The organism is Methylotetracoccus oryzae (genome assembly GCF_006175985.1).
In the GTDB taxonomy this organism is placed as follows: domain Bacteria; phylum Pseudomonadota; class Gammaproteobacteria; order Methylococcales; family Methylococcaceae; genus Methylotetracoccus; species Methylotetracoccus oryzae.
Genome location: NZ_SRSH01000012.1, coordinates 116,648 through 136,757 on the forward strand (window position 1 = coordinate 116,648; position 20,110 = coordinate 136,757).

General features: G+C 62.7%; 17 protein-coding genes. 8 read left to right on the plus strand and 9 right to left on the minus strand.

The features are described from left to right. Positions 1-43: 43 nt before the first annotated feature. Positions 44-397, minus strand: a complete 354-nt coding sequence (locus tag BWR02_RS21680; RefSeq protein WP_139558338.1) for a tyrosine-type recombinase/integrase — start codon at positions 395-397, stop codon at positions 44-46. Between the two features lie 236 nt (positions 398-633). On the opposite strand from BWR02_RS21680, the gene BWR02_RS20915 reads away from it, so the two are divergent. The 3 genes from BWR02_RS20915 to BWR02_RS13430 all read left to right on the plus strand — a co-directional run bounded on the left by BWR02_RS20915 (position 634) and on the right by BWR02_RS13430 (position 1,610). Then, positions 634-915 (plus strand): type II toxin-antitoxin system ParD family antitoxin, encoded by a 282-nt coding sequence (locus tag BWR02_RS20915; protein WP_162560145.1) that lies wholly within the window; start codon positions 634-636, stop codon positions 913-915. Between the two features lie 86 nt (positions 916-1,001). Continuing rightward, the gene (locus tag BWR02_RS13425; protein WP_139558341.1) at positions 1,002-1,232 is read left to right on the plus strand and encodes a hypothetical protein; all 231 of its coding nucleotides are present in this window, start codon (positions 1,002-1,004) and stop codon (positions 1,230-1,232) included. A 3-nt stretch (positions 1,233-1,235) separates the two neighbouring features. After that, on the plus strand, positions 1,236-1,610 hold the full coding sequence (locus BWR02_RS13430) for a type II toxin-antitoxin system death-on-curing family toxin (RefSeq protein ID WP_139558343.1): 375 nt from the start codon (positions 1,236-1,238) through the stop codon (positions 1,608-1,610). Positions 1,611-1,926: 316 nt separating this feature from the next. Here BWR02_RS13430 and BWR02_RS13435 read toward each other — a convergent pair whose 3' ends face one another. From BWR02_RS13435 to BWR02_RS13470, 8 genes are all read right to left on the minus strand, one after another. Further along, positions 1,927-5,331, minus strand: a complete 3,405-nt coding sequence (locus BWR02_RS13435) for a DEAD/DEAH box helicase family protein (RefSeq protein ID WP_139558345.1) — start codon at positions 5,329-5,331, stop codon at positions 1,927-1,929. Then, positions 5,328-5,513: a PIN domain-containing protein gene (locus BWR02_RS13440; RefSeq protein ID WP_153232350.1), complete on the minus strand. Its 186-nt coding sequence runs from the start codon at positions 5,511-5,513 to the stop codon at positions 5,328-5,330. The genes BWR02_RS13435 and BWR02_RS13440 overlap by 4 nt, the downstream gene beginning before the upstream one ends. Further along, entirely contained in the window at positions 5,503-5,718 is a 216-nt protein-coding gene (locus tag BWR02_RS13445; protein WP_139558347.1) for a DUF2281 domain-containing protein, read from the minus strand. Before BWR02_RS13445 ends, BWR02_RS13440 begins: the two co-directional genes overlap by 11 nt. 168 nt (positions 5,719-5,886) lie before the next feature. Next, positions 5,887-6,246: a HepT-like ribonuclease domain-containing protein gene (locus BWR02_RS13450; RefSeq protein ID WP_201276266.1), complete on the minus strand. Its 360-nt coding sequence runs from the start codon at positions 6,244-6,246 to the stop codon at positions 5,887-5,889. A gap of 5 nt (positions 6,247-6,251) precedes the next feature. After that, on the minus strand, positions 6,252-6,542 hold the full coding sequence (locus BWR02_RS13455; protein WP_139558351.1) for a nucleotidyltransferase family protein: 291 nt from the start codon (positions 6,540-6,542) through the stop codon (positions 6,252-6,254). Continuing rightward, positions 6,542-7,726, minus strand: coding sequence for a restriction endonuclease subunit S (locus tag BWR02_RS13460; protein ID WP_162560146.1), 1,185 nt, complete (start codon positions 7,724-7,726; stop codon positions 6,542-6,544). Before BWR02_RS13460 ends, BWR02_RS13455 begins: the two co-directional genes overlap by 1 nt. After that, a complete protein-coding gene (locus BWR02_RS13465) occupies positions 7,723-9,261 on the minus strand; it encodes a type I restriction-modification system subunit M (protein ID WP_139558355.1) in 1,539 nt (512 codons plus the stop codon). Before BWR02_RS13465 ends, BWR02_RS13460 begins: the two co-directional genes overlap by 4 nt. Positions 9,262-10,021: 760 nt before the next feature. Then, entirely contained in the window at positions 10,022-10,639 is a 618-nt protein-coding gene (locus BWR02_RS13470; RefSeq protein WP_139558357.1) for a DsbA family protein, read from the minus strand. A gap of 139 nt (positions 10,640-10,778) precedes the next feature. Here BWR02_RS13470 and BWR02_RS13475 point away from each other — a divergent pair, with 139 nt between their 5' ends. The 5 genes from BWR02_RS13475 (at position 10,779) to BWR02_RS13495 (ending at position 19,939) form a co-directional block, all read left to right on the plus strand. Continuing rightward, on the plus strand, positions 10,779-11,276 hold the full coding sequence (locus BWR02_RS13475) for a DUF2956 family protein (protein WP_162560147.1): 498 nt from the start codon (positions 10,779-10,781) through the stop codon (positions 11,274-11,276). 145 nt (positions 11,277-11,421) lie between these two features. Next, positions 11,422-12,486: a hypothetical protein gene (locus tag BWR02_RS13480; protein WP_139558361.1), complete on the plus strand. Its 1,065-nt coding sequence runs from the start codon at positions 11,422-11,424 to the stop codon at positions 12,484-12,486. 480 nt (positions 12,487-12,966) lie between these two features. Continuing rightward, the gene (locus BWR02_RS13485) at positions 12,967-14,250 is read left to right on the plus strand and encodes a sugar MFS transporter (RefSeq protein ID WP_139558363.1); all 1,284 of its coding nucleotides are present in this window, start codon (positions 12,967-12,969) and stop codon (positions 14,248-14,250) included. A gap of 294 nt (positions 14,251-14,544) precedes the next feature. Next, the gene (locus tag BWR02_RS13490) at positions 14,545-16,983 is read left to right on the plus strand and encodes a glycoside hydrolase family 3 N-terminal domain-containing protein (RefSeq protein ID WP_139558365.1); all 2,439 of its coding nucleotides are present in this window, start codon (positions 14,545-14,547) and stop codon (positions 16,981-16,983) included. Positions 16,984-17,065: 82 nt separating this feature from the next. Next, a complete protein-coding gene (locus BWR02_RS13495) occupies positions 17,066-19,939 on the plus strand; it encodes a discoidin domain-containing protein (protein ID WP_139558367.1) in 2,874 nt (957 codons plus the stop codon). Positions 19,940-20,110 lie beyond the last annotated feature (171 nt).

Sequence of the window (20,110 nt, forward strand, 5' to 3'; positions counted from 1 at the left end):
AGGGGTCGGCGGACGATGGAATGCTGCCCAGATCAGATGCGAACTAACGCATGATCAGCGATTTGAGTGAGTCAGCGGCTGGAGAGGGTTGACTCGGGGCATCGGCTGAGCGAACCGGAAAAGCCCGTAGTTGGAGGAGGGGCGAGGGGCAACTTTCCAGGAGGCTCAGGGCTTTCTGACGCCGCAGAGCGTCGAGCGCGCGGCGGTGTAACTCCACCTCGCGAATGACGGCCGTCGTCGTAACCTTCGATTCCCTTCTTACCCGGGCGCGATGGACCGTGACTGTCCGCCGCCGCCAGTCAATGTCGCCCCATTGCCGCGCGATCAATTCCGAGATCCGGAGTCCGGTGATGAACGCCAGTTCGAAGTCGTTTTGATAGACGGGGTCGCGCTCCATCCAGTCGAGTACCCAATCGACTTCGGGCGGTGGCCTGACCGCTGCAATGGATACGGGCAGCCATCGTGTTCGCGAGCCTTCTCATGTTTACCGCGCCCTGCCTCGCACTGCTGGCGCGAACCCCCTCGACGCGACAAACCGGGGCGTCAGCACAGAGCCTTCAGGCAACAGGATCCTTGTCCGACATGTCTACATTGTGTATGTTCCATGGCCATAACGCAGAGAGGCATACGATCATGCACATCAATCTATCGTCCGAGATGGAACAGTACCTGCAAAGTAAGGTGAACACCGGCTACTACAGTAATGCCTCGGAAGTCGTGCGTGATGCCATCCGCCGCATGCGTGATGAAGATGAGCGGCTGGCGGCCCTACGCGCTGCGGTGGCCGTGGGCGATGACCAGTTGGAGCGCGGCGAGGGCGTGACCTATACGGCGGAACGCCTGCAACAGATCACCCAACGAGCCGTCGCCCACGCGCGAACCGGAAAGAAAGTCCGTTCGGATGTCACGCCCTGACGGGCCGTTGATCTTTCGCCCAGAGGGGAAGAGGATTTTGCCTACATGATCGTGAGCCGTGAATATGAATCATGATGGAGATGGCCATGAACACTGCCGTCCGCGAGACGTTTTCTTCCGAGGCAGCACCCGAGGTGCTGGACGCGCTACGTCAGATCGCCGAGGCCCAGGGCCGTCAGTTCGAGGCGGTTCTGGATGAGGCCCTGCGCGACTACATCGACCGGCAGCAGAAGGAGCGCCCCCGCCGTCATGTGATGGACTCCTTCGCGTCCAGCCTGGACGAGTTCGACAGCCTCTACCGCGAACTGGCGAAGTAAGCGGTGACGCACGATTACTTGACTGTTGCCGATGTGCTCGGCATGCACGCGGTGTTGATGCAGCGCTACGGTGGCGCGCTGGGCGTGCGTGATCCAGGTGCATTGGAGGCTGCGCTTTCCCGTCCTCAGACCGGCTACTACGAAGACATTGTGGCCGAGGCGGCGGCGTTGATCGAGAGCCTGGCAATCAACCATCCCTTTGTGGATGGCAACAAGCGCATTGCCTTTGCCGCTGCCGACGTCTTCCTTCGCATCAACGGCTGGCGGCTGAAGCGCTCGCCGATGCAGGTCTACGTGGAGATGATTGGCATGTTCGCGACCGGCACGTTCAACATTGCCCACCTCGAACCGTGGCTGCGCGGGTTTTCGATGGCCTAAGGGCAGTGAGGTTGGTAGTCAGGGAGAGACAACTCCCGACTGGGGCCGAATCATTCAGCGGATGATGCCTCGCAATGTGATCGGCTGCGCCGCGCGGCGAGAGCGTCAGGTCGTCCCTGTCGGCGTCCGTTCTCAAAAGCGCGCGCCAGACGGCAGCGCAGATCTTGACGGATCAGGCCCGGAGAGGTCGATCACTAAAGTCGTGTTCGATGCACCCACCTTCATGGCGGACTAGTGACGTCAGTTCAGCGGAGATGCTCGCTGAAAACTCAGCAGCGGCGAAAGTTCGGATGGGAGCCTCCGGGGCGCCGCCACTCTACGCCGCGGCGGTTTCGCGAATCCGGCCCAACACGTCGACCAGTTGCGTGACCTTGGCCGGCGGGAAGATTCCCGGCGGTCCCTGGACATGCAGGTCGGTATAGGGCGATTCGAACAGGCGCTTGGGTTCCATCACGCCATTCTGGGTGAGTTCCTCGATCACGAGCTGGATGAACTCGAACTGGTCGGATGTCGCGGTGGTGCCGGTCAGGAATTCGCTGAAAGCCTGCACGGCGGCTTCGCGATCAAGGCCGACGAGCGAGCGGATGAAGAGCCCCAAACCATGGCTTTTCTCGGTCGCCTGGCTGATCAGTTCTGGTGAACCGCCCGCATCGATCAGCATCCTTTCCAGTTCGCGCAGGTCGGTCGGGGTGAGCGGCTGGTTGCGACGAAGGCGTTGCAGCGACAGGTGCGACTCGTGGGCCTTGAGGAAGGCGCGGGCCTTCTCCTTGAACTTCGCCATGTTGAGCCCTGCGGTTACCTGGGGTAAATCGATGGTCGATTCTTCGCCCAGCTTGTCCTCGAAGTCGGTGTAGACGAGTTTCCTCTGGCCCTTAGGAAGGAGCTTGATGAGTAGGCGCAGCCTGCGCCGGGCAGTCTCCAACATCGGCACGGTGACGTCCTCCCACCATTCGTCGCTGCCGACCGCCTGGATCAGGACCATTTCCGCCTTGATCGCGGGGATGGCGCTCTGCTCTTCCAGTGCGTTGGCGATCGCCAGGATCTTCTGCTTGAGGCCGGCGAAATCCGCTCGGGCTTGCAGGATGGAGAGTTGAGTGCGGAGCAGCAGCAGGTCGAAGCGCTTCGCCTCCTCGTCGTCGTCCTCCAGTTCGGTCGGAAGGCCGGCGACCTTCGTGTTCAACTCGTGGAATTCCTCCGGGCCCAAAGTCTGCCAGGCTTCCGCCTTGGCAAACTTGTCCACGTATTGCCGCTGGGGACGGACAATGAAGTTGTCCACCTTCATGGCCGCGACCTTCGCGTGCAGCAGGGCTGCCGTATCGGCGCGGAGCTGGCCTTCGGTCAGTTTGTCGCCATAGGGCGGATGCGGCGCTTCTCCGGTCTTGCCGCCCGCAAGCCGGGTGTCCAGTTCGCCGATGACCTGCAGCCGCGCCTTGAACAAACGGGTTCCGAGCGGCTCCGCGGCTGAGCCGTCCGACAAGGCCGGGTTCTGGCTGAAGAATTCGAGGTTCTGGCAGAAGTCGAAGATGAAAAAGCTCTGCTTGTCCTCGCCCGGACCGAACAGGTTCGGGCACAGGCGGGTGCCGCGTCCGACCATCTGCCAGAACTTGGTCTTGGAGCGGACGATCTTGAAGAAGACCAGATTGACGACCTCGGGTACGTCGATGCCGGTGTCCAGCATATCCACCGAAATGGCGATGTGCGGCATCTTCTCCTTGTTGGAGAAATCGTCGATGAGGGTCTGCGCGTATTCGGTCTTGTAGGTCACCACCCGCGCGAAGTGCCCATTATAGTGGGGGTAGTTCGCATCGAAGCGCCGGGCGATGAAGTCGGCGTGGTCGTTGTTCTTCGCGAAGACGATGGTCTTGCCCAGCCGGTCGCCGCCCGCCACCTTCTGGCCCTTGGTCATCAGGGTGGCGAGCACCTTGTCGACGGTATCCTCATTGAAGAGCCACCGGTTCACCGCCTCGGCATTGACCTCGTCGGGCGTCGTGCCGTCCTCGTTCCATTCGAGCGCGTCCCAGGCTTCCTTCTCGTCTTCCGCCAGGTCGTCGTACCGGATCCCTTCGCGCTGGAACTTGAGCGGCACGGAGATGGCGACCGGCGGCACCAGATGACCGTCCGCGACCGCTTCGTCGAGGCTGTAGGCATCGGTCGGCACACCGGTTTCAAGGTCGAAAAGGCCGTAGGTGTTGCGGTCGATCTCGTCCTTGGGGGTTGCCGTCAGGCCGACCAGCAGGGAGTCGTAGTAGTCGAAGATGGCACGGTATTTCTGATAGACCGAACGGTGAGCCTCGTCGATGACGATCAGGTCGAAATGGCCGACGCCGAACCGGCGCTGGCCGTCGAACGACTCATCGATCAATCGCATCATGGTCGGGTAGGTCGACACATAGACCCGGCCCTCGGTGGTCTTGTCGCTCACCAGATTGACCGGCGCGGAGTCGGGCAGGTGGGCCTTGAACGCATTCACGGCCTGATTGACCAGGGCTACGCGGTCGGCCAGGAACAGAATGCGCTTGGCCCAGTTGCAGCGCATCAGCAGGTCCGCCAGGGCAATGACGGTGCGTGTCTTGCCGGCCCCCGTCGCCATCACCACGAGCGCCTTCCGCAGCTTGTCAGTCTCGAACGATTCTCCGATCCGCCGCACCGCGCGTGTCTGGTAGTAACGCTCGATGATGGCGCCGTTGATCGGCGCTTCGGCGAGCGTCTGGCGGCTGGTGCGCCGCTGGATCAGGAGTTCCAGTTCCGCCTTCTTGTAGAAACCCTGGACCGGGCGCGGCGGATAGGCTTGGTCGTCCCAGATCCAGTGCTCGTATCCGTTGGAATAGAAGATAACCGGACGCTGGCCATACCGCTGTTCGAGGCAGTCGGCGTAGAGCTTGGCCTGCTGCTGACCCGCGGTCGGGCTCTTGGTCGTGCGCTTGGCCTCGATCAGCGCCAGAGGCTTGCCGTCGTCTCCCCACAGCACGTAATCGACGTAGCCCTTGTTCTCGGCATTGGGCATGCCGGTCACTTCGACCTCGAAGTTCCTGGCCGGGTCGAGGTGCCACCCAGCTTCCTTGAGCAGGGTGTCGATGAACAGCGTGCGGGTCTCGGCCTCCGAATAGTCGTGGGTGTCGGGCTGGGCGGTGTTGGCCTTCTTCGCCGCCGCAAATTCTTCCCGAAGCGTCTTGAGTTCCTCGTTGAGCGCCGCCTTGTCGGCCAGCACCGCGGACAGATGCTCGTCCCTGGCCTGCAGATCGGCTTCCAGCCTCTGGAGTTGCGCCAGGGTCTGGGGCGGGATCGGTGATGTCTTGGGGAGAAGACTGGGGTTAAAGCGCTGGCCGGGGTCCGGGCGCGCGGTGCGGCCATAGGTCCGCGCGACCCAGTAGCAGACGTGGAACAGTTCCCGCGTCGTGTTGACGGCCTCGGTCGGAACCATCTTCCGGGTGCTGTGCACCGCCATGTTGCCGAGATCCTTGATCAGCCGGGCTTTGGTGAACAGCGCATCGCCCACCGTCTGCCGGAAGGTCGGTTCGTGGATCAGCGCGCTGAGGCTGTCCTGATACGGCAGGCGCAAGGCCCGCTCATGTTTGTAGAGCCAGGCGACCGCCAGCTCCAGCGTACGTCGGGCGTAGAAACAGGATGCCCGAGGATCGGTGTTCGCCAGTTCCTCCGCCTTCCTCGCCGGCTCGAACAGGAAATGCCATTCGCCGAGTTGCAGGAAGGCGAAGTTGGTCATGGGCTGCCGACGAAAGGATTGGCGATCGTCAGGCGCCCATCGATCGCCTGCCCGTGCTGCATGTCCTCGCTGTAGAGCGTGATGCAGCCGGCGTCGAGCGCCGCCGCGACGATCAGGCTGTGTCGGTCGCTCAACGGCGGGCGTTGGCTGAACTCTGACGCCAGCAACACCCTATCGGGCATTGGCTTCTTCCCGGCTCAGGGGTTTGAAGTCGGGAACCGACAAGGGGTTGCGGATAAACTCACCCAGTGACGATTCGCCCAAGGTTTTCGGTTCCGACTCCTCCTTCCTGGCTTGCTGAACCAGGAATTTGGCGAAATCGAGCACCTCGGCCTGCTTTTCCTCCGGGAGCTGTTCCAGCGTAAGAATCAGTTCGGCATAGCCCATGGCCGCCTCCTACGGTGTTGAATTCAATAAAGGATGCGCAATCGATATTGCCTTGTCGAGCCTGCCTTGAAGCCGTTCTTAGGGCCGGGTGTGGTGGGGACCGGAAAACCATCTGAACCTTCGACAGCCCTTTGAATCATCTGACACATGTGACCGAAGGCCGTGCGCTCATGAGGCAGGTAGCGAATCAAGCAAGGTCTTCACGGCGTCCCGGAGCGGTGGCAAATCGGCGTGGATGGTCTTCCAGACGGCCGTCAAATCCACCAGGAAGTAACCGTGGGACAGGACGTTGCGCATACCGACTGCCTGACCAAACGGAATCCCGGGGTGTGTGGCCACAAACTCCGGAAAGTGCTTCCTTATGTTGTTGGATGCTTCGCCCATCACTTCGAATGTGCGGATGACAGCGTCCTGTGTCTTCCGGTCCGACAGAAAGGCCGCCTCATCCATGTCTGCGATGTACTCATGGCACCGCTCAATGGCCTCCAGCATGTGACCCAGGTAGTCCGTCAGACGTAGTCGCTGCACCGGGTTCATATAGGCTGTGCTTCTTGTTCCACGATATGGCGGAATGACTCCGGCAGGGCGCGGGGTGTCAGCACGTCGATCGAAACGTTCAGCAATTCCGAAAGCTCGAATTGAATGGCGCCAATGTCAAACAGCGTCGTGTCCGCCGTCGGTTCGACCAAAATGTCTAGATCGCTCTCCTCGGTGTCCTCACCGCGCAGCACTGAGCCGAACACGCGGGGATTCGTCACGCGATGGCTGAGGACGATTTCCCGGATGCGGTCGCGGTAGAGGTTCAAGGCTTCGGAGGGACGCATCAGAGCTCTCCTCGGAAGGCGCGGTGTTGGAGGGATCTGAAAAGGGAGTCGAAGGAGGAAAGTGACTTGCAATGAACGAGCCTCAAATTGTCGCTAGCGCGGATTCGATGTGCGAATTCGATCTGTAACTCGCTCGGGGGTAGGGGCATAGGTAAATTACGTAACGCCGGTCCGCTAAAGTTCTGTTGCGCAGCTTGTCGTGAACGGCGCGCTACTATCGCTTGCACGGAAGGGGAAGTTAGGACCGCTTTCGCGTAGATCGGATTGAGTGCTTCTTGAAATCGCATGGTGATGAAGTAGGCGCCCGCAATGGATGGCGGATCAGCTGCTTGGATCAGTGCAGTTTTTCCCACGGTAGCGCCGGTTCGCGCGAAGATTAGGTCACCTGGACGTAGCGCAAATTTTCCTCGATCCGCATCTGAGACCAATAATCTGGGCATCGCATTGAAATCGAGGTCGCCGCGAGCATTAAGGTCGGTGATTCTTACGATTCGGATCCCGTCGTTGGCGTAGGACTCATTGTAGAAGCGCGGTCCATACTGTTGGAACGTGAGTAATCCGCCGAGTTTCGGATCCGGCCATCTTCTCGGGTTCGCAACGGGGTCCCCAAACATATCGATGAAAATCGACTGGGTGAGCTTGTCAAGTTCCTCCAAGGCTTCCCGGCGCTTGGCGCGGAGGGCATCGGCTTGGTCGAGGATAGTTGCGATGCGCTTTTGTTCGGAGAGGGGTGGGCACGGTGTGGGCAACCTCTCCAGATCACTTTTTCGAAGCGCAGGGACCGTCGTTGCTGGAGCCAACCTGTAAAAGTCGACGGTTCTCAGGAAGTGATATAGGAATCGACCGTCAATTTTGCGATTCGGTATAGCGGCCATCGCATTGTTGTCCACGAGCATCTCGCATCCAGCGATCACCCGATGATTTTGGCGAATAGCTTCTCCAATCTTCGCAAACAAAACACTTCCTGCAGGGATTGGTTTTGCCCTAAGTTTTGCTAGGTCTTCTTTGTCAACATAGTGCTCGACATCGACCAAGACCGAACTGGCTGAGCGTCCGCATCGAGAAATATCTCCCACCTTGGCAAATGGATAGTCACCGCTGGCTCGCCCCTGAAGTTCAATGGGAAATCCGTAACCGGCTTGCAACGATGCCAGTTCGCCGAGCGGCGCAAAGATGAAGGTCACTTCAATATCCCCTCCAGCGCTTTCATCCCCGCCCGAATCTCCTCCTCCAGCTTGGCCAGCTTTGCGAGAATCTCCTTCGGCGGCAGATGCTCGACCGCCTCGTGGACGACTTCCTTGTAGCGGTTGATCGAGAGGTCGTAGCCCTGGGCGGCGATGTCGGCCTTCGGTACGCAAAAACTCTGCTCCGTGCGTTCCCGTTGGCGCTCGCTGGTATCGCGCAGCGCCCAACGCGTCAGCACATCGGGCAGGTTGTTCTTGGCGTGCTCTTCGCGCGTCAGGATATGGTCGGGGGCGAGGCCGAGCTTGTCCTCGGGCAGCAAGGGTTGGCGTTTGTCGTCCAGGCTCCAGCCGTCGGCCTGCATGTCGTAGAACCAGACGTGGTTGGTGCCGCCCGAATTGGTCTTCGTGAACAGCAGGATCGCCGTCGAGACGCCGGCATAGGGTTTGAAGCAGCCTGATGGTAGAGAGACGACCCCATCGAGCTTCTGGTCCTCCACCAGCATCCGGCGCAGTTCCTTGTGCGCCTTGGATGAACCGAACAGCACACCGTCCGGCACGATGACTGCAGCACGTCCACCGGGCTTCAAGAGGCGCAGGAATAGTGCCAGGAACAGCAACTCGGTCTTCTTGGTTTTGACCAGCGCCAGCAGGTCCTTGGCGGTGTTCTCGTAGTCCAGCGACCCGGCGAACGGCGGATTGGCGAGGATAAGCGAGTATTTCTCCTCGTCACCGGCGTGGTCCTGGGCCAGCGAGTCCTTGTAGCGGATGTCCGGGTTCTCGATCCCGTGCAGCGCCAGGTTCATGCTGCCGATGCGGAGCATGGTGTTGTCGAAGTCGTAGCCGTGGAACATCCCGGTGTGGAAATGGGTTCGGGCGTCCTCATCCTTGAAGAGGTCCGGGTGGTTTTCGCGCTGGTATTCCCCGGCGACGACCAGGAAACCGGCGGTGCCGCAGGCGGGGTCGCAGATGATGTCCCTGGGCGTGGGTGCGGTCAGTTCGACCATCAGCCGGATGATGTGGCGGGGCGTGCGGAACTGGCCATTCTGCCCGGCGGTGGCGATCTTGCCGAGCATGTATTCGTACAGGTCGCCCTTGGTGTCCCGGTCGTCCATCGGGACGTGGTCGAGCATGTCGACGACCTTGGCCAACAGCGCGGGTGTCGGGATCGTGAACCGGGCGTCCTTCATGTGATGGCTGTAGGTCGAGCCGTCGCCGCCCATGCTGCGCAGGAACGGAAAGACGTGCTCGCCGACCACGACGAACATCTCGGACGGGGCAAAGTGCTTGAAGCGCGACCAGCGGAGGTCGTCAAAGGCCCGGCCCCTGGCGTCCTGGCCCTCGGGGAAGACCCGGTTCGTCATCGGCTGCCGCAGGATGGTCGCCTTGCTCTCCTCCAGCGTGTGGGCGTCATCCAGCCGGCGGATGAACAGGAGGTAGGTGATCTGCTCGATCACTTCGAGCGGGTTGGAGATGCCCCCGGTCCAGAACGCGTTCCAGATGGCGTCGATTTGGCTGCGAAGTTCGCCGGTCAGCATGCGTGAGTTCCTTGTGGGCCGAGGCCGATGATCGGCGCCCCGGCCCTGAATCGTCCGATCTGTTTGAATCCTAACATGTTTAGCGACCATGAGGGCCGGCTCAATGAACTGATCCGTTTCTTTGCGGCGGGCTTGGTTTCGACCCTAGGTGATTGATCCAGCCAGGCCCGGTCGGTGTCCGCGTGGAGCCGGATCAGGATGTGGGTGTCGAGGTGGAACTGAGTACCCACGATCGATCGCCGTCAGCCGCTACCGAGCCGCTGGTCCCAGCCGTCCCGCCAAGGCGCTCCATCCCAGGGCGAAAACACGGCGAGTTCATCCGGCGATACGACGATTGCAACACGTTGCGGTTGGATGCGCGCCAGAAGCGACGCCGGCTCGGGTGTGACCCAACCGGCTCGAACAGGATTTCGTGCGAAGCGGATGGCGGTTGAGGCTGGCCCCGGATGAAGCCGGGTCAGAAGAAAAAGCTGTGAGCGCCATCACATCTTGGCGGGGTGTCCTATAGTTCAGTCGTGCCAGGGGAAACAAGGACGGAGATTCCCCCCAATCGATGTCCCCCTCTCCTGGCACACCCTTCCAGTCTTCTGAGTCCCCCCGATACCTACCCAACCCGCCGCACGACGCGCGGCGAAATACATTGGCCGACGTCTTCGTCAGTCTGTCGGACAGGTGATCACCTCGAGTATTCAGGGCAGTGCCTTCGCCGGAGCACGAGGGATGCCGCGCAGTAGCGCCTCGCTTCGAAAGTCCCCGACATTCAACGGGTCCGCAGCTGGGCGAGGACGACATCCGGTTGGTTGGGGTCGATCTCGATGGCTTGCCACTCACCCGACGTTTCCAGCAACAGTGTCGGGAAGCCGCGAACGCCGCGTTCTCGACTAAAGGCGATTTGCTGCTCCAACTCGGCCTGTGTATCGGGGTGGTCCAGGTCGTGCTCGAAGCACGGGACGTCCAGCCCCAGTTCCCCGGCGAGGGCGATCAGGGTGGATCGGTCGGACGGATTCATCGCCCGCAGGTAGTAGGCTCGCTGGATGGCGTCGATCATCGGCCCTTCATGATCGCCTTGCCGGCTGGCCGCGATCACCGCCCGACAGGCGCGGTGGGTCGAGCGCCGGGGCGTGCAGACTTCCCAATAGAGAAAGTTGAAGGGGGTGCCGGGGACCCTAGCCTGTATCGTTTTCCAGATGGCCTGCAATTTGTCGCGCATCGCGGGCGGCATCGGCTCCTCGGTGTCCGGTGCCAGCCCGCCCAGCACGCGGATCAGCCGCATTCCGTCCGGCAAGCGGGATTCGACCTCGCGCAACGCCGGGGCGAAGGCCCAGCACCAACTGCACATCGGGTCATGGAAGTAGTAAAGACGGGAGCTTGGTGCCATAGGCCAGGGATTGTACGTCCGGTTTCCCCTCGGCGCGCGTAAACTCCGTGCGCTGTCTTCCTCGATGCGGCGCGGGATGTCGACCCGCCGCTCAGGGGACGATGCGGATCAATGCAGCGGTGTAGAGAGGCAACAATTCATGTCATCGGAAAGCCGAAAAGAGCGGTTTCAGGAACAGGCGGGACGCAATATCGACGCGGCTGCGCTGCGCGTAGCGCGCAGCGTCAAGGCGCCGGGTCAGACACCGGAGCAGACCAAGCTCGTGGCGCAGGGTATCGCCAAGGGCATTGCACTGTACCGAAAACAACAGAACGAGAAGGCCCGTGAGCAGAACCGACAACGCAAGCGGATGCTTAAGCAGCGCGAACGGGAGGCCGCCCAAACTGCGCAGGACAAGGAAGCCGAGTCGGAAAGCCCCGCGGCTCCGCGGGGGGCCGTCGCAGTCGTATGGACGTCCGGCATCCTGTTTGCGTTGGTGGCCGTGTTGCATATTTTGCAGTCGGCCTTGGGCGTGTCGGTCATCATCAACGGCTGGACGATGTCGGTAGGATGGTCTTTGACGGGGGGCGTGCTGGCGGCCGCGTTTGCCGGGGCTTGTTTCTGGGCGGCGCAGAGCCTGCGCACCTTGTCGGACTGAGGCGGGCAGCGCAGGAGGCCGATTCATGCCCCTGTTGAACCTTCGGAGCCGAGCGGGTCATTCACGTATTGATCCCGGTCAGTGTTGCCGACCCGCGACCCTGTCGACGGTCATCTACACCCTAGCAATTCAGGAGCGCCTGCCGTTGAAATCCTTGTTTCGTCTCGCCCTCGGGCTCGGTTCCCTCGGTGTCGCCGCGGTTGCCGCCGCTCACAGTGTGTACCAGTTGACCGAAGTCCCCGTGCTACGTGGATACACCTCCGGCTATGCGAACAGCATCAACGACAATGGCGATGTCGCCGGTTACTGCCAGACCGCAGCGAGTGCCATGACCTATGTTGGCTTTACCTATCGGAACGGCGTCCTGAGCTCAACGGGAAAATCCCCGAAGAAGGGCAACTACTCGTCAGCCAACTTCGTTTCGGTGACGGGCGTGGTCGTGGGGAGCGCCGATACGGGCGATTTCCGGCCACAGGGCTTCGTGAAAACCGGAAACTCGATGGTGAACGTGTTCCCGAATAACGGCGGCAACACGCATGCCCTCCGGATCGATGACGCCGGCCGTGTCTACGGTCACTTCATCAGGAGGGGCACCGCAGATTGGCAGGGCGCAATGTGGACGCCCGATCCCAGGAAGCCCGGCCGGTACAACGAAACCATCCTTGGAGGCGCCGGCTTCCCGATGGCATTCAACAGCATGGGCAAGGCAGTTGGCTACTCCAGCACGGGTCGGCAAACGGCGGCGCTGTGGAACAATTCCGGGCCACGCGCCATGCAGCTCCTGCAGACCCGGCCCGAATACACTTCGAGCCTTGCTTATGGAATCAGCGACAATGGGAATGCGGTGGGTTCCGGGCATCCCGCGTTCAGTTCCCGCGCACTTTTGTGGCGAGCACGCACGGGCTATGCCCTGGAGGAATTGCCCTTGTTGCCCGGCGATAACTATGGCGGTGCCAACGCCATCAATAGAGCGGGGGTAATCCTGGGAACGTCTGCCTACGGGGTACCGGGGACCTGGAATATCGGGCCCAGCACCCCCATCGTCTGGGACCGCGGGGTTCCTGCGCCGCTCGATTCACTGCTGGACCCGGCTTCGTCGGTCGGATGGAGGATCGACGCGGCCGTCGGTATCAACAACCAGGGTCAGATCGTCGCCAACGCCACCAAGGACGGTATCTCCAGGGTCGTCGTTCTGACACCCATACAGTAACGATTTCAGCCACATTCAGGGCGATCGCACGCCGGTTGCCGGTTCGTCATTTCCGTGTTCCCCGTCATTCTCGCGCAAACGCGAATCCATTACCTCGACGGGTGACGACCGCTCCAGCCGTTCGTCGACGTGCCGCGGCCTGACCGCGGCGCCTCCCGTCTGCTGCTCTGCGGAGGCCGCTCGGCAGGACTTGCGGCGTCCCGAAGCGCACGCAATCCGTTCCAAAGTCGATCAATGGTTCTCGCGGCGGGCGGCTCGGTTTAAACTGCCGCGCGAGACGGCAGTGCAAGGATGGTCTCGGGCACCTGGCCGTGCGCGGGGCATTGAAGAGGCGCTTCCCGACCACCTCGCGCAGTATCGAGGGGCCCGACCGGAGCCCTGTCGTACCCGCCAAGGAATCCCCGCAGACACGTTCCATCCACTGCCCGGTGGGCACAGGTCTGTGCCACACCCAAACGTCCTTTTGACCCCCGACCGACCATGGCGAAGACCAAAGCAGCGCCCGTTGTGCGCGACCATACGCCGCAGAAAACACCCTACAGAGCGCCCCTCGTCGCCGTCACCTTTCTGTTTTTCATCTGGGGATTTCTCACGGCGCTGAACGACATTCTGATTCCGCATCTGAAGGCGGTGTTCGACCTCAGTTACACGCAGGCGATGCTTATTCAGTTCGCTTTTTTCGGTGCGTATTTCATCATGTCCGTGCCATCCGGCAGGATCGTCGCGAGATTCGGGTACCAACAGGGTATCGTTCTGGGCTTGCTGACGGCCGGTTGCGGTGCGTTGCTTTTCTACCCTTCGGCGAGCGCTCCCTCCTATCCACTGTTCCTGGTCGCCTTGTTCGTACTCGCCGCCGGGATCACATTGCTCCAAGTGGCGGCGAATCCGTATGTTTCGGTTCTCGGCAAGCCCGAAACCGCGTCGAGTCGCCTGACCCTGACGCAGGCTTTCAACTCGCTCGGCACGACGCTGGCGCCGTATCTGGGCGGGCTCTTTATCCTCAAGGCCGGGCTGCGTGCGAGTGATGTCATGCCCTCGCTTTCGCCGGAGTTGCTGCAGGCATTCCGCTTGCAGGAGGCCGCGTCGGTAAAGATGCCCTATCTGGCACTCGCCGCCGCCCTGATAGGGTTTGCAGCGGTCATGGCGTTCCTGAAGCTGCCGGTGATCGCGTCGGCGGAGGGGCATGGCCACAAACCCGCGGGCCTCTTCGCGGCCTTGCGGCATCCCCATGTGGTTCTCGGTGGGCTGGCAATCTTCTGCTACGTGGGGGCAGAGGTCTCCATCAGCAGTTTTCTGATCAATTTTCTGGGTCAGCCCGATATCGCGGGTCTGGATGCGACCGCGGCGGCCCGATTCGTGGCCTATTACTGGGGTGGCGCCATGGTTGGCCGTTTCATCGGATCAGCCCTGCTTCAGAGAATCGAGGCCGGCAAATTGTTGGGCCTGTTTGCCGCGATCGCGGGCGGGCTCGTCGTCACGACATCGCTTACGGACGGCATGGTGGCCATGTGGGCCATCGTGAGTATCGGCCTGTTCAATTCGATCATGTTCCCGACGATCTTCACGCTGGGTATCAGCGGTCTGGGCCATCTGACCAGCCAAGGCGCGAGCATTCTGGTGATGTCGATCATCGGCGGCGCCATCATCCCGCTGGTGTCCGGCGCACTGGCGGATCGCTATGGCATTCAAATGGCTTTGCTGCTGTCGGCGGCCTGTTATCTCTATATCCTGTATTACGGCATGGCCGGGTCGAGATCAGCCTAGTGCGCTGCGCCAACATCGGTCCTGCCAGGATTACCCACACAACCTGTGCACCTTGGCAAGGCCTCGCCCATTTCGCGGATTCTGTGTGGTTGATGGCGCCCAAGGACAGGTCCCGGTCCTTGCAGCAGGCGCCTACCGCTTCGAGTGCCCCACCCGCGTGAGCGGGCCGGGAGTCCGACACACGCCGTGAATCCGTCCCTGGAGGCTAGCCTGCGGGTTCCCTACCGCGACCAAGCAAAGGGCGATGGATGGTTACCCACTTCGATATCCGACACGCTACCCAAAAGAGCCCTGATGAGTACAACTTCCGAGGACATTCGCCTGAACATGACATTTCCGGTCCTGAAGCCCGAGACACGGAGGCCGGTGTGCTGGGACGCCGTCGAGTCCGGCGAGGGCAGGGCGGTCGGAGTGGTCCTGGCATTAGCGCTAGCGCTCGTGTTCGGTAGCCCGGCCCGCAGCGCGTCCTCGCCGGCCGGGCCGGCGCCGCAACGAGCTGCCTCCGGTTTCGCAGTCCCGCGCGTCGAGGCCGATGTCGATGCGTTGCTGCGCCGCATGACGCTGGAAGAAAAAATCGGCCAGTTGGTCCAATATTCGGCGGGCCAGCCTACCGGTCCGGGTACGGGCCGAAGCGACTACGAAGACATGATCGGCCGGGGGCAGATCGGGTCTCTGCTGAATGTCGTGGATCCGGCCAAGATCAATGCCTACCAGCGGATCGCGGTAGAGAAATCGCGGTTGCGGATCCCGTTGCTCTTCGCGCTCGATGTCACCCATGGCTTCAAGACGGAGTTCCCGATTCCGCTTGGACTCGCTTCGACCTGGGATCCCGAGATCGTGGAGAAGGCCGCCCGCGTCGCGGCGATGGAGGCCTCGGCGCAGGGCATCCGGTGGACCTTTTCGCCGATGGTGGATATCGCGCGCGATGCGCGCTGGGGGCGCATGTCGGAAGGCGCCGGGGAAGATCCCTTGCTCGGCGGCGTCATGGCAGCAGCCTATGTGAAGGGCTATCAGGGCACCAGCCTGGCGGCTCCGGACAGCATCGCGGCCTGCGTGAAGCACTACGTCGGATACGGTGCGGCCGAGGGCGGGCGTGACTACAACTCGGCCGAGATCTCCGAGCACACCCTGCGCGAGATCTACCTGCCGCCGTTTCATGCCGCCGTGCAGGCGGGGGCCGCGTCACTGATGAGCGCATTCCATACGCTCAACGGCATGCCCTCGACGGCCAATCCGTTCACGCTGCGGCAGATCCTGCGGAAGGAATGGGGCTTCCGGGGGCTTGTCATCAGCGACTGGTCATCGATCGGCGAACTGGTCGCGCACGGCGTGGCCGTCGATGCCGCTGCCGCAGCCCGCATGGCGGTGCTTGCCGGCGTGGATGTCGACATGGGGAGCAGCGTTTATCACGATCACCTGCAAGGGCTGGTGCAGTCCGGGCAGATCGGAAAGGCCACGCTCGACGAGGCCGTGCGTCATGTGCTGCGCGTCAAGTTCGCCCTCGGTTTGTTCGGTCGACCGTTGGCTGACGAAAGCGCCGCGAAAAAGGCCCTTTACCATCCTGAGAGCATGGCACTGGCCCAGACGGCGGCCGAGCGTTCCCTAGTGCTGCTCAGGAATGTCGACGGCCCGGACGGCAAGGCCCTTTTGCCGCTGACGGATGCGGGGAGGAAGATCGCGGTGATCGGCCCGCTGGGCGACGATGCGTCGTACCCGGAAGGCGTGCCCGAAAACGCGGGACCGCGGGAGTCGCTGCCGCAGGCGCTGGCGCGGCGGATCGGTGCGGAGCGCGTGTCCCGGTTCAGGGGGACCGGCACGCTGACCGGCTCCGACGAGGAAATGGCCGCGGCGGTGGCCGGGGCTCGCCAGGCGGATCTGGTCCTGCTGGCGCTGGGGGAGGATCAGACGATGCACGGCGAGGCGGGTTCCCGCGCGAATCTTGGACTCCCCGGCCGACAACAGGAATTGCTCGAAGCGGTCGTCAAGACCGGGAAGCCGGTCGTGTTGGTGCTGTTCAGCGGGCGGCCGCTGACCGTGCCCTGGGCATTCGAGCACGTGCCGGCCGTGATCTCCGCGTGGTTCCCGGGCGTCGGCGGGGCGTCGGCGCTGGTTCGCACGCTCTATGGTGACGTGAATCCCTCGGGCCGGCTGGTGGTCAGCTGGCCTCGCAGTGTCGGCCAGGTTCCGCTCTACTACAACGCGCTCAGTACCGGCCGTCCCGCCGGGGAAAGCGATCTCACCCGTCCGCCGTACAGCGTCGAAAGCAAATATGTGTCGCGCTATGTGGATGAGCAGAACAGCCCGCAGTTTCCCTTCGGCTACGGTGGCTCCTACACCCTATTTGCGTACGGGAGCACGACGATCAGTACGACGCGCCTGCATGCCTCGGCCCTGAACAAGGCGCTGGCAAACGGGGAGGGCCTCGCCGCGCCGGCGATGATGGTGGAAACCACCGTGACCAACACGGGCTCGCGCGACGGAGAGGAGCTGGTGCAAGTCTATGTCCAGCTGCGGGGCACCCACCTGGCCGGGCCGACGCGAGCGCTGAAGGGCTTCCAGCGGGTCGTGCTCGCGCCGGGCGAGACAAAGTCAGTGAAGTTCGAACTGCAGCCGGCCGCCTTCGCGACCTGGAACGAGCGGAATACATTCGCCGCGGAGCCCGCCAAAGTCACCGTATGGATTGGTCCCGATGCCGCGCACGGGGCTTCTGCGGCCGCGGAGATCGTGCCGTGAAATCCCGTTTGCCGCCAGTCGAGCCCAGCGCCTGAAACGGTGTTAAGCTCTGCGCCCAATCAAGCCCAGCGGAGAGGACTCCATGCAAGTCCCAGAGAAAAATCGGTGGACGGTCACCGGCAGCAGTGGCGATCCCCGGTCGGTCATCGACGACAATTATTCGACCTCCTGGATCGCCGGACCGGCTGCGAAACCCTGGCTCCAGGTCGATCTCGGCACGGTCGCCACCCTCGGCGGCATCGAAGTCTATTGGGGTAAGCAGTTCGCCGGAGTTTACGGCTTCGAGTCCTCGGTCGACGGGCAGGTCTGGTCCCACCTCTGCAGCACGCGCCACGGCGAGGGCGGACAGAATGTGTTCGCGTTCCCGCCGACACCGGCCCGGTTCGTGCGCTGGAGCGAAGACGACGCCCCGCCCGACGCGGTGCGCGAAATCGTCGAGCTCAATCTCTACGCGCCCGGCGACGCGCTGTCGGTGCGCGAGGAAGGCATGCTTCCGGCCTTCGGCCGCGGCCCGGTCAAACTGCTTCCCGGACAGAGCATCACGGTCGATTTCGGCTACGTGCGTTCGCCGCTCGGTGTGCTGATCGAGTGGGGGAAGCCCTACGGCACCGTTTTCGGGGTCTATCTTTCGGACGACGGGGAAAACTACCGCAACGTTGGCCAGATCGCCACCGGCAACGGCGATTACGACAGCTTCTACTGGCGCACGACCAATTGCCGCTATTTCCGTTTTACCGTGCACGAGGCGAGTGATCCGGAAGGTGCGGTCGTCAATGAAATCAAGCTGCGCATACTGAACAAGGATCGCATGCCGATCGGTCAGCTGGAACGCGCCGCCCTGGCCGCGCGCAGCGACCTTTATCCCCAGTCGCTGAGGGCCCGGCAAGTCTACTGGACGGTGCTGGGAGAGATCGGGCACCCCGAAGAAGCCCTGTTCGACGAATACGGGAATCTCGAACCGCAGCTCGGTGCCGGGCAGTTAATGCCCTTCCTGCGCCTCGACGGCGTCCTGCATGGCGCTCCGGCCTCACCCACGATCACGCAATCGCTGCCGGAAGGCGTGCTGCCCATACCGAGCGTGGCCTGGTCCGCGGGGAACATGGACGTGCTGACGACGGCGCTGGCCCACGACGGCGAAGCGCTGGTCGAGTACCGGATCACGAACCGCGGGGACAGCGCGCGATCGGGGACGCTCGTGCTCGCGGTGCGCCCGGTGCAGGTCAATCCGTACTGGCAGCACGGTGGCCATGCGTTCATCACGCACATTGCGGTGGACGGGCGGCGCCTCTGGGTCAATGAGCGAGCCTATGCGACGTTCTCGACCGAACCGGCTGTCGTCACGATTGCCGACTTCGACGGCGGCGACGTGGCGCGCCTGATCGACAGCGAACAGCACCCGACCGCCAGCAGCCTGCAGTCCGACTCGGGCCTGCTCAGTGCCGCTTGCGAGTTTGCGTTCGAGCTGGCACCGGGTGCCAGCGTTGCCTTCGTTGCGGCGACAGCGATGCGGGACGACGTCGACCCGCGCGAGGAGGCCGACTTCGCCAGCCTGCGCGACGAGGTCGCCCGGATCTGGCGTGCGAAGCTCGGCCGGCGCAAGATCTCGGTGGGCGATCCCGAGGTCAGCGATACGGTCGAAGCGCAAACGGCACTGATTCTGTTGAACGCGACGCGCTTTGCGTTCAAGCCCGGCCCGCGCAATTACGACCGCACGTGGATACGCGACGGCTCCTCGCAGGCGCTGGCGCTGCTGTATGCCGGTCTGGTCGAGGACGCGAAAACCTATGTCCTGTGGTACGCGGAGCGGATCTACGATAACGGCATGGTGCCGCCCATCCTAAACAAGGACGGCACCATCAACCGCGGGTACGGCAGCGACATCGAGTTCGATGCGCAAGGCGAGTTAGTCGCGATCGCCGCCGACACCTATCGTCTGACCCGGGATCGCGCGTTCCTGGAAGCGATTTTCGAGCCGGTAGTGCGGGCAACGCGATTCATCGAGGAACTCTGCGCCCGGACGAATGCGCTGCATGGGCCGGAAACGCGATTCCACGGCTTGTTGGCGCCCTCCATCAGCCACGAGGGTTATAGCAAACCGTCCTACAGCTACTGGGACAATTTCTTCGCGCTGCTGGCCTGGCGCGACTGCGAGTTCCTCGCCGGCGAACTCGGCGATACCGAGGTCGCGGCACATGCGCGTTTCAAGGGCGATGAACTGGCGGCGAACCTGGCCCGCTCGATGCGCATGACCACCGAAGGTCTGGGTACGAATCTGATCTACGGTTCGGCGGAGCGCGAGGACGTCGATGCCACGTCGACTTCCATCGCCTTCGAGCCCTGCCGGGCGGCCGATGTGCTTCCGGCCGAGTTCCTGAAGCCGACCTACGACAAATACGCGGCGCAGATGAGGGCCAATGGCGCGCCCGATTTCGACGGCTGCTTCACGCCCTACGAGATTCGCAACATCAACGCATTCGTCGCCCTCGGTCGCTTCGACGACGCCTTCTGGATGCTGTCCGCGGCGCTTGGGTGGCGCAGGCCCCGCGCCTGGCGGCACTGGGCGGAGGTGATCTGGGGTAACCCGCGCGCGCCGGAATACATCGGCGACATGCCCCACACGTGGATCGGCGCCGAGTTCGCAACCGCCATCCGCCGCATGTTGCTGCGGGAAAATGGCAGCACGCTCGAACTGTTCCGCGCCATTCCGGACGCCTGGTGGGAGGGCGAGGGCATCCTGCTCGACGAGCTGCCCTCGACCTTCGGAACCGTTACCGTGAAAGCCTGGCGTGAACCCTCACAGGTGACCGTCGAGCTGAGTCTGGCGGGGCCGCTGCCGGAACGCGTGACCGTGCGCTACCCCGGCGTGCAACAGGCCCTGGCCGACGGAAACCCCTGCGAGATCGATGGCGACCTGATCATTGCACCGGTCTTCGATCGGCTCGTGATCGACTTCTAGCGCCTCTGCCCCGAAGACGCTGACTCCCCGCCGCTACCCCGTAGTCAGCGGTCAGCAGTCGGGGGCGCTGCGAGTCCTCGCTCTGACCGCATGGAGGCACGGGTCCTGCGGTTGCACGCGGCGTCTCTCTACTCCGCTAGATGCCCTGACTGCCAGCCCCTCGCGGGTCCC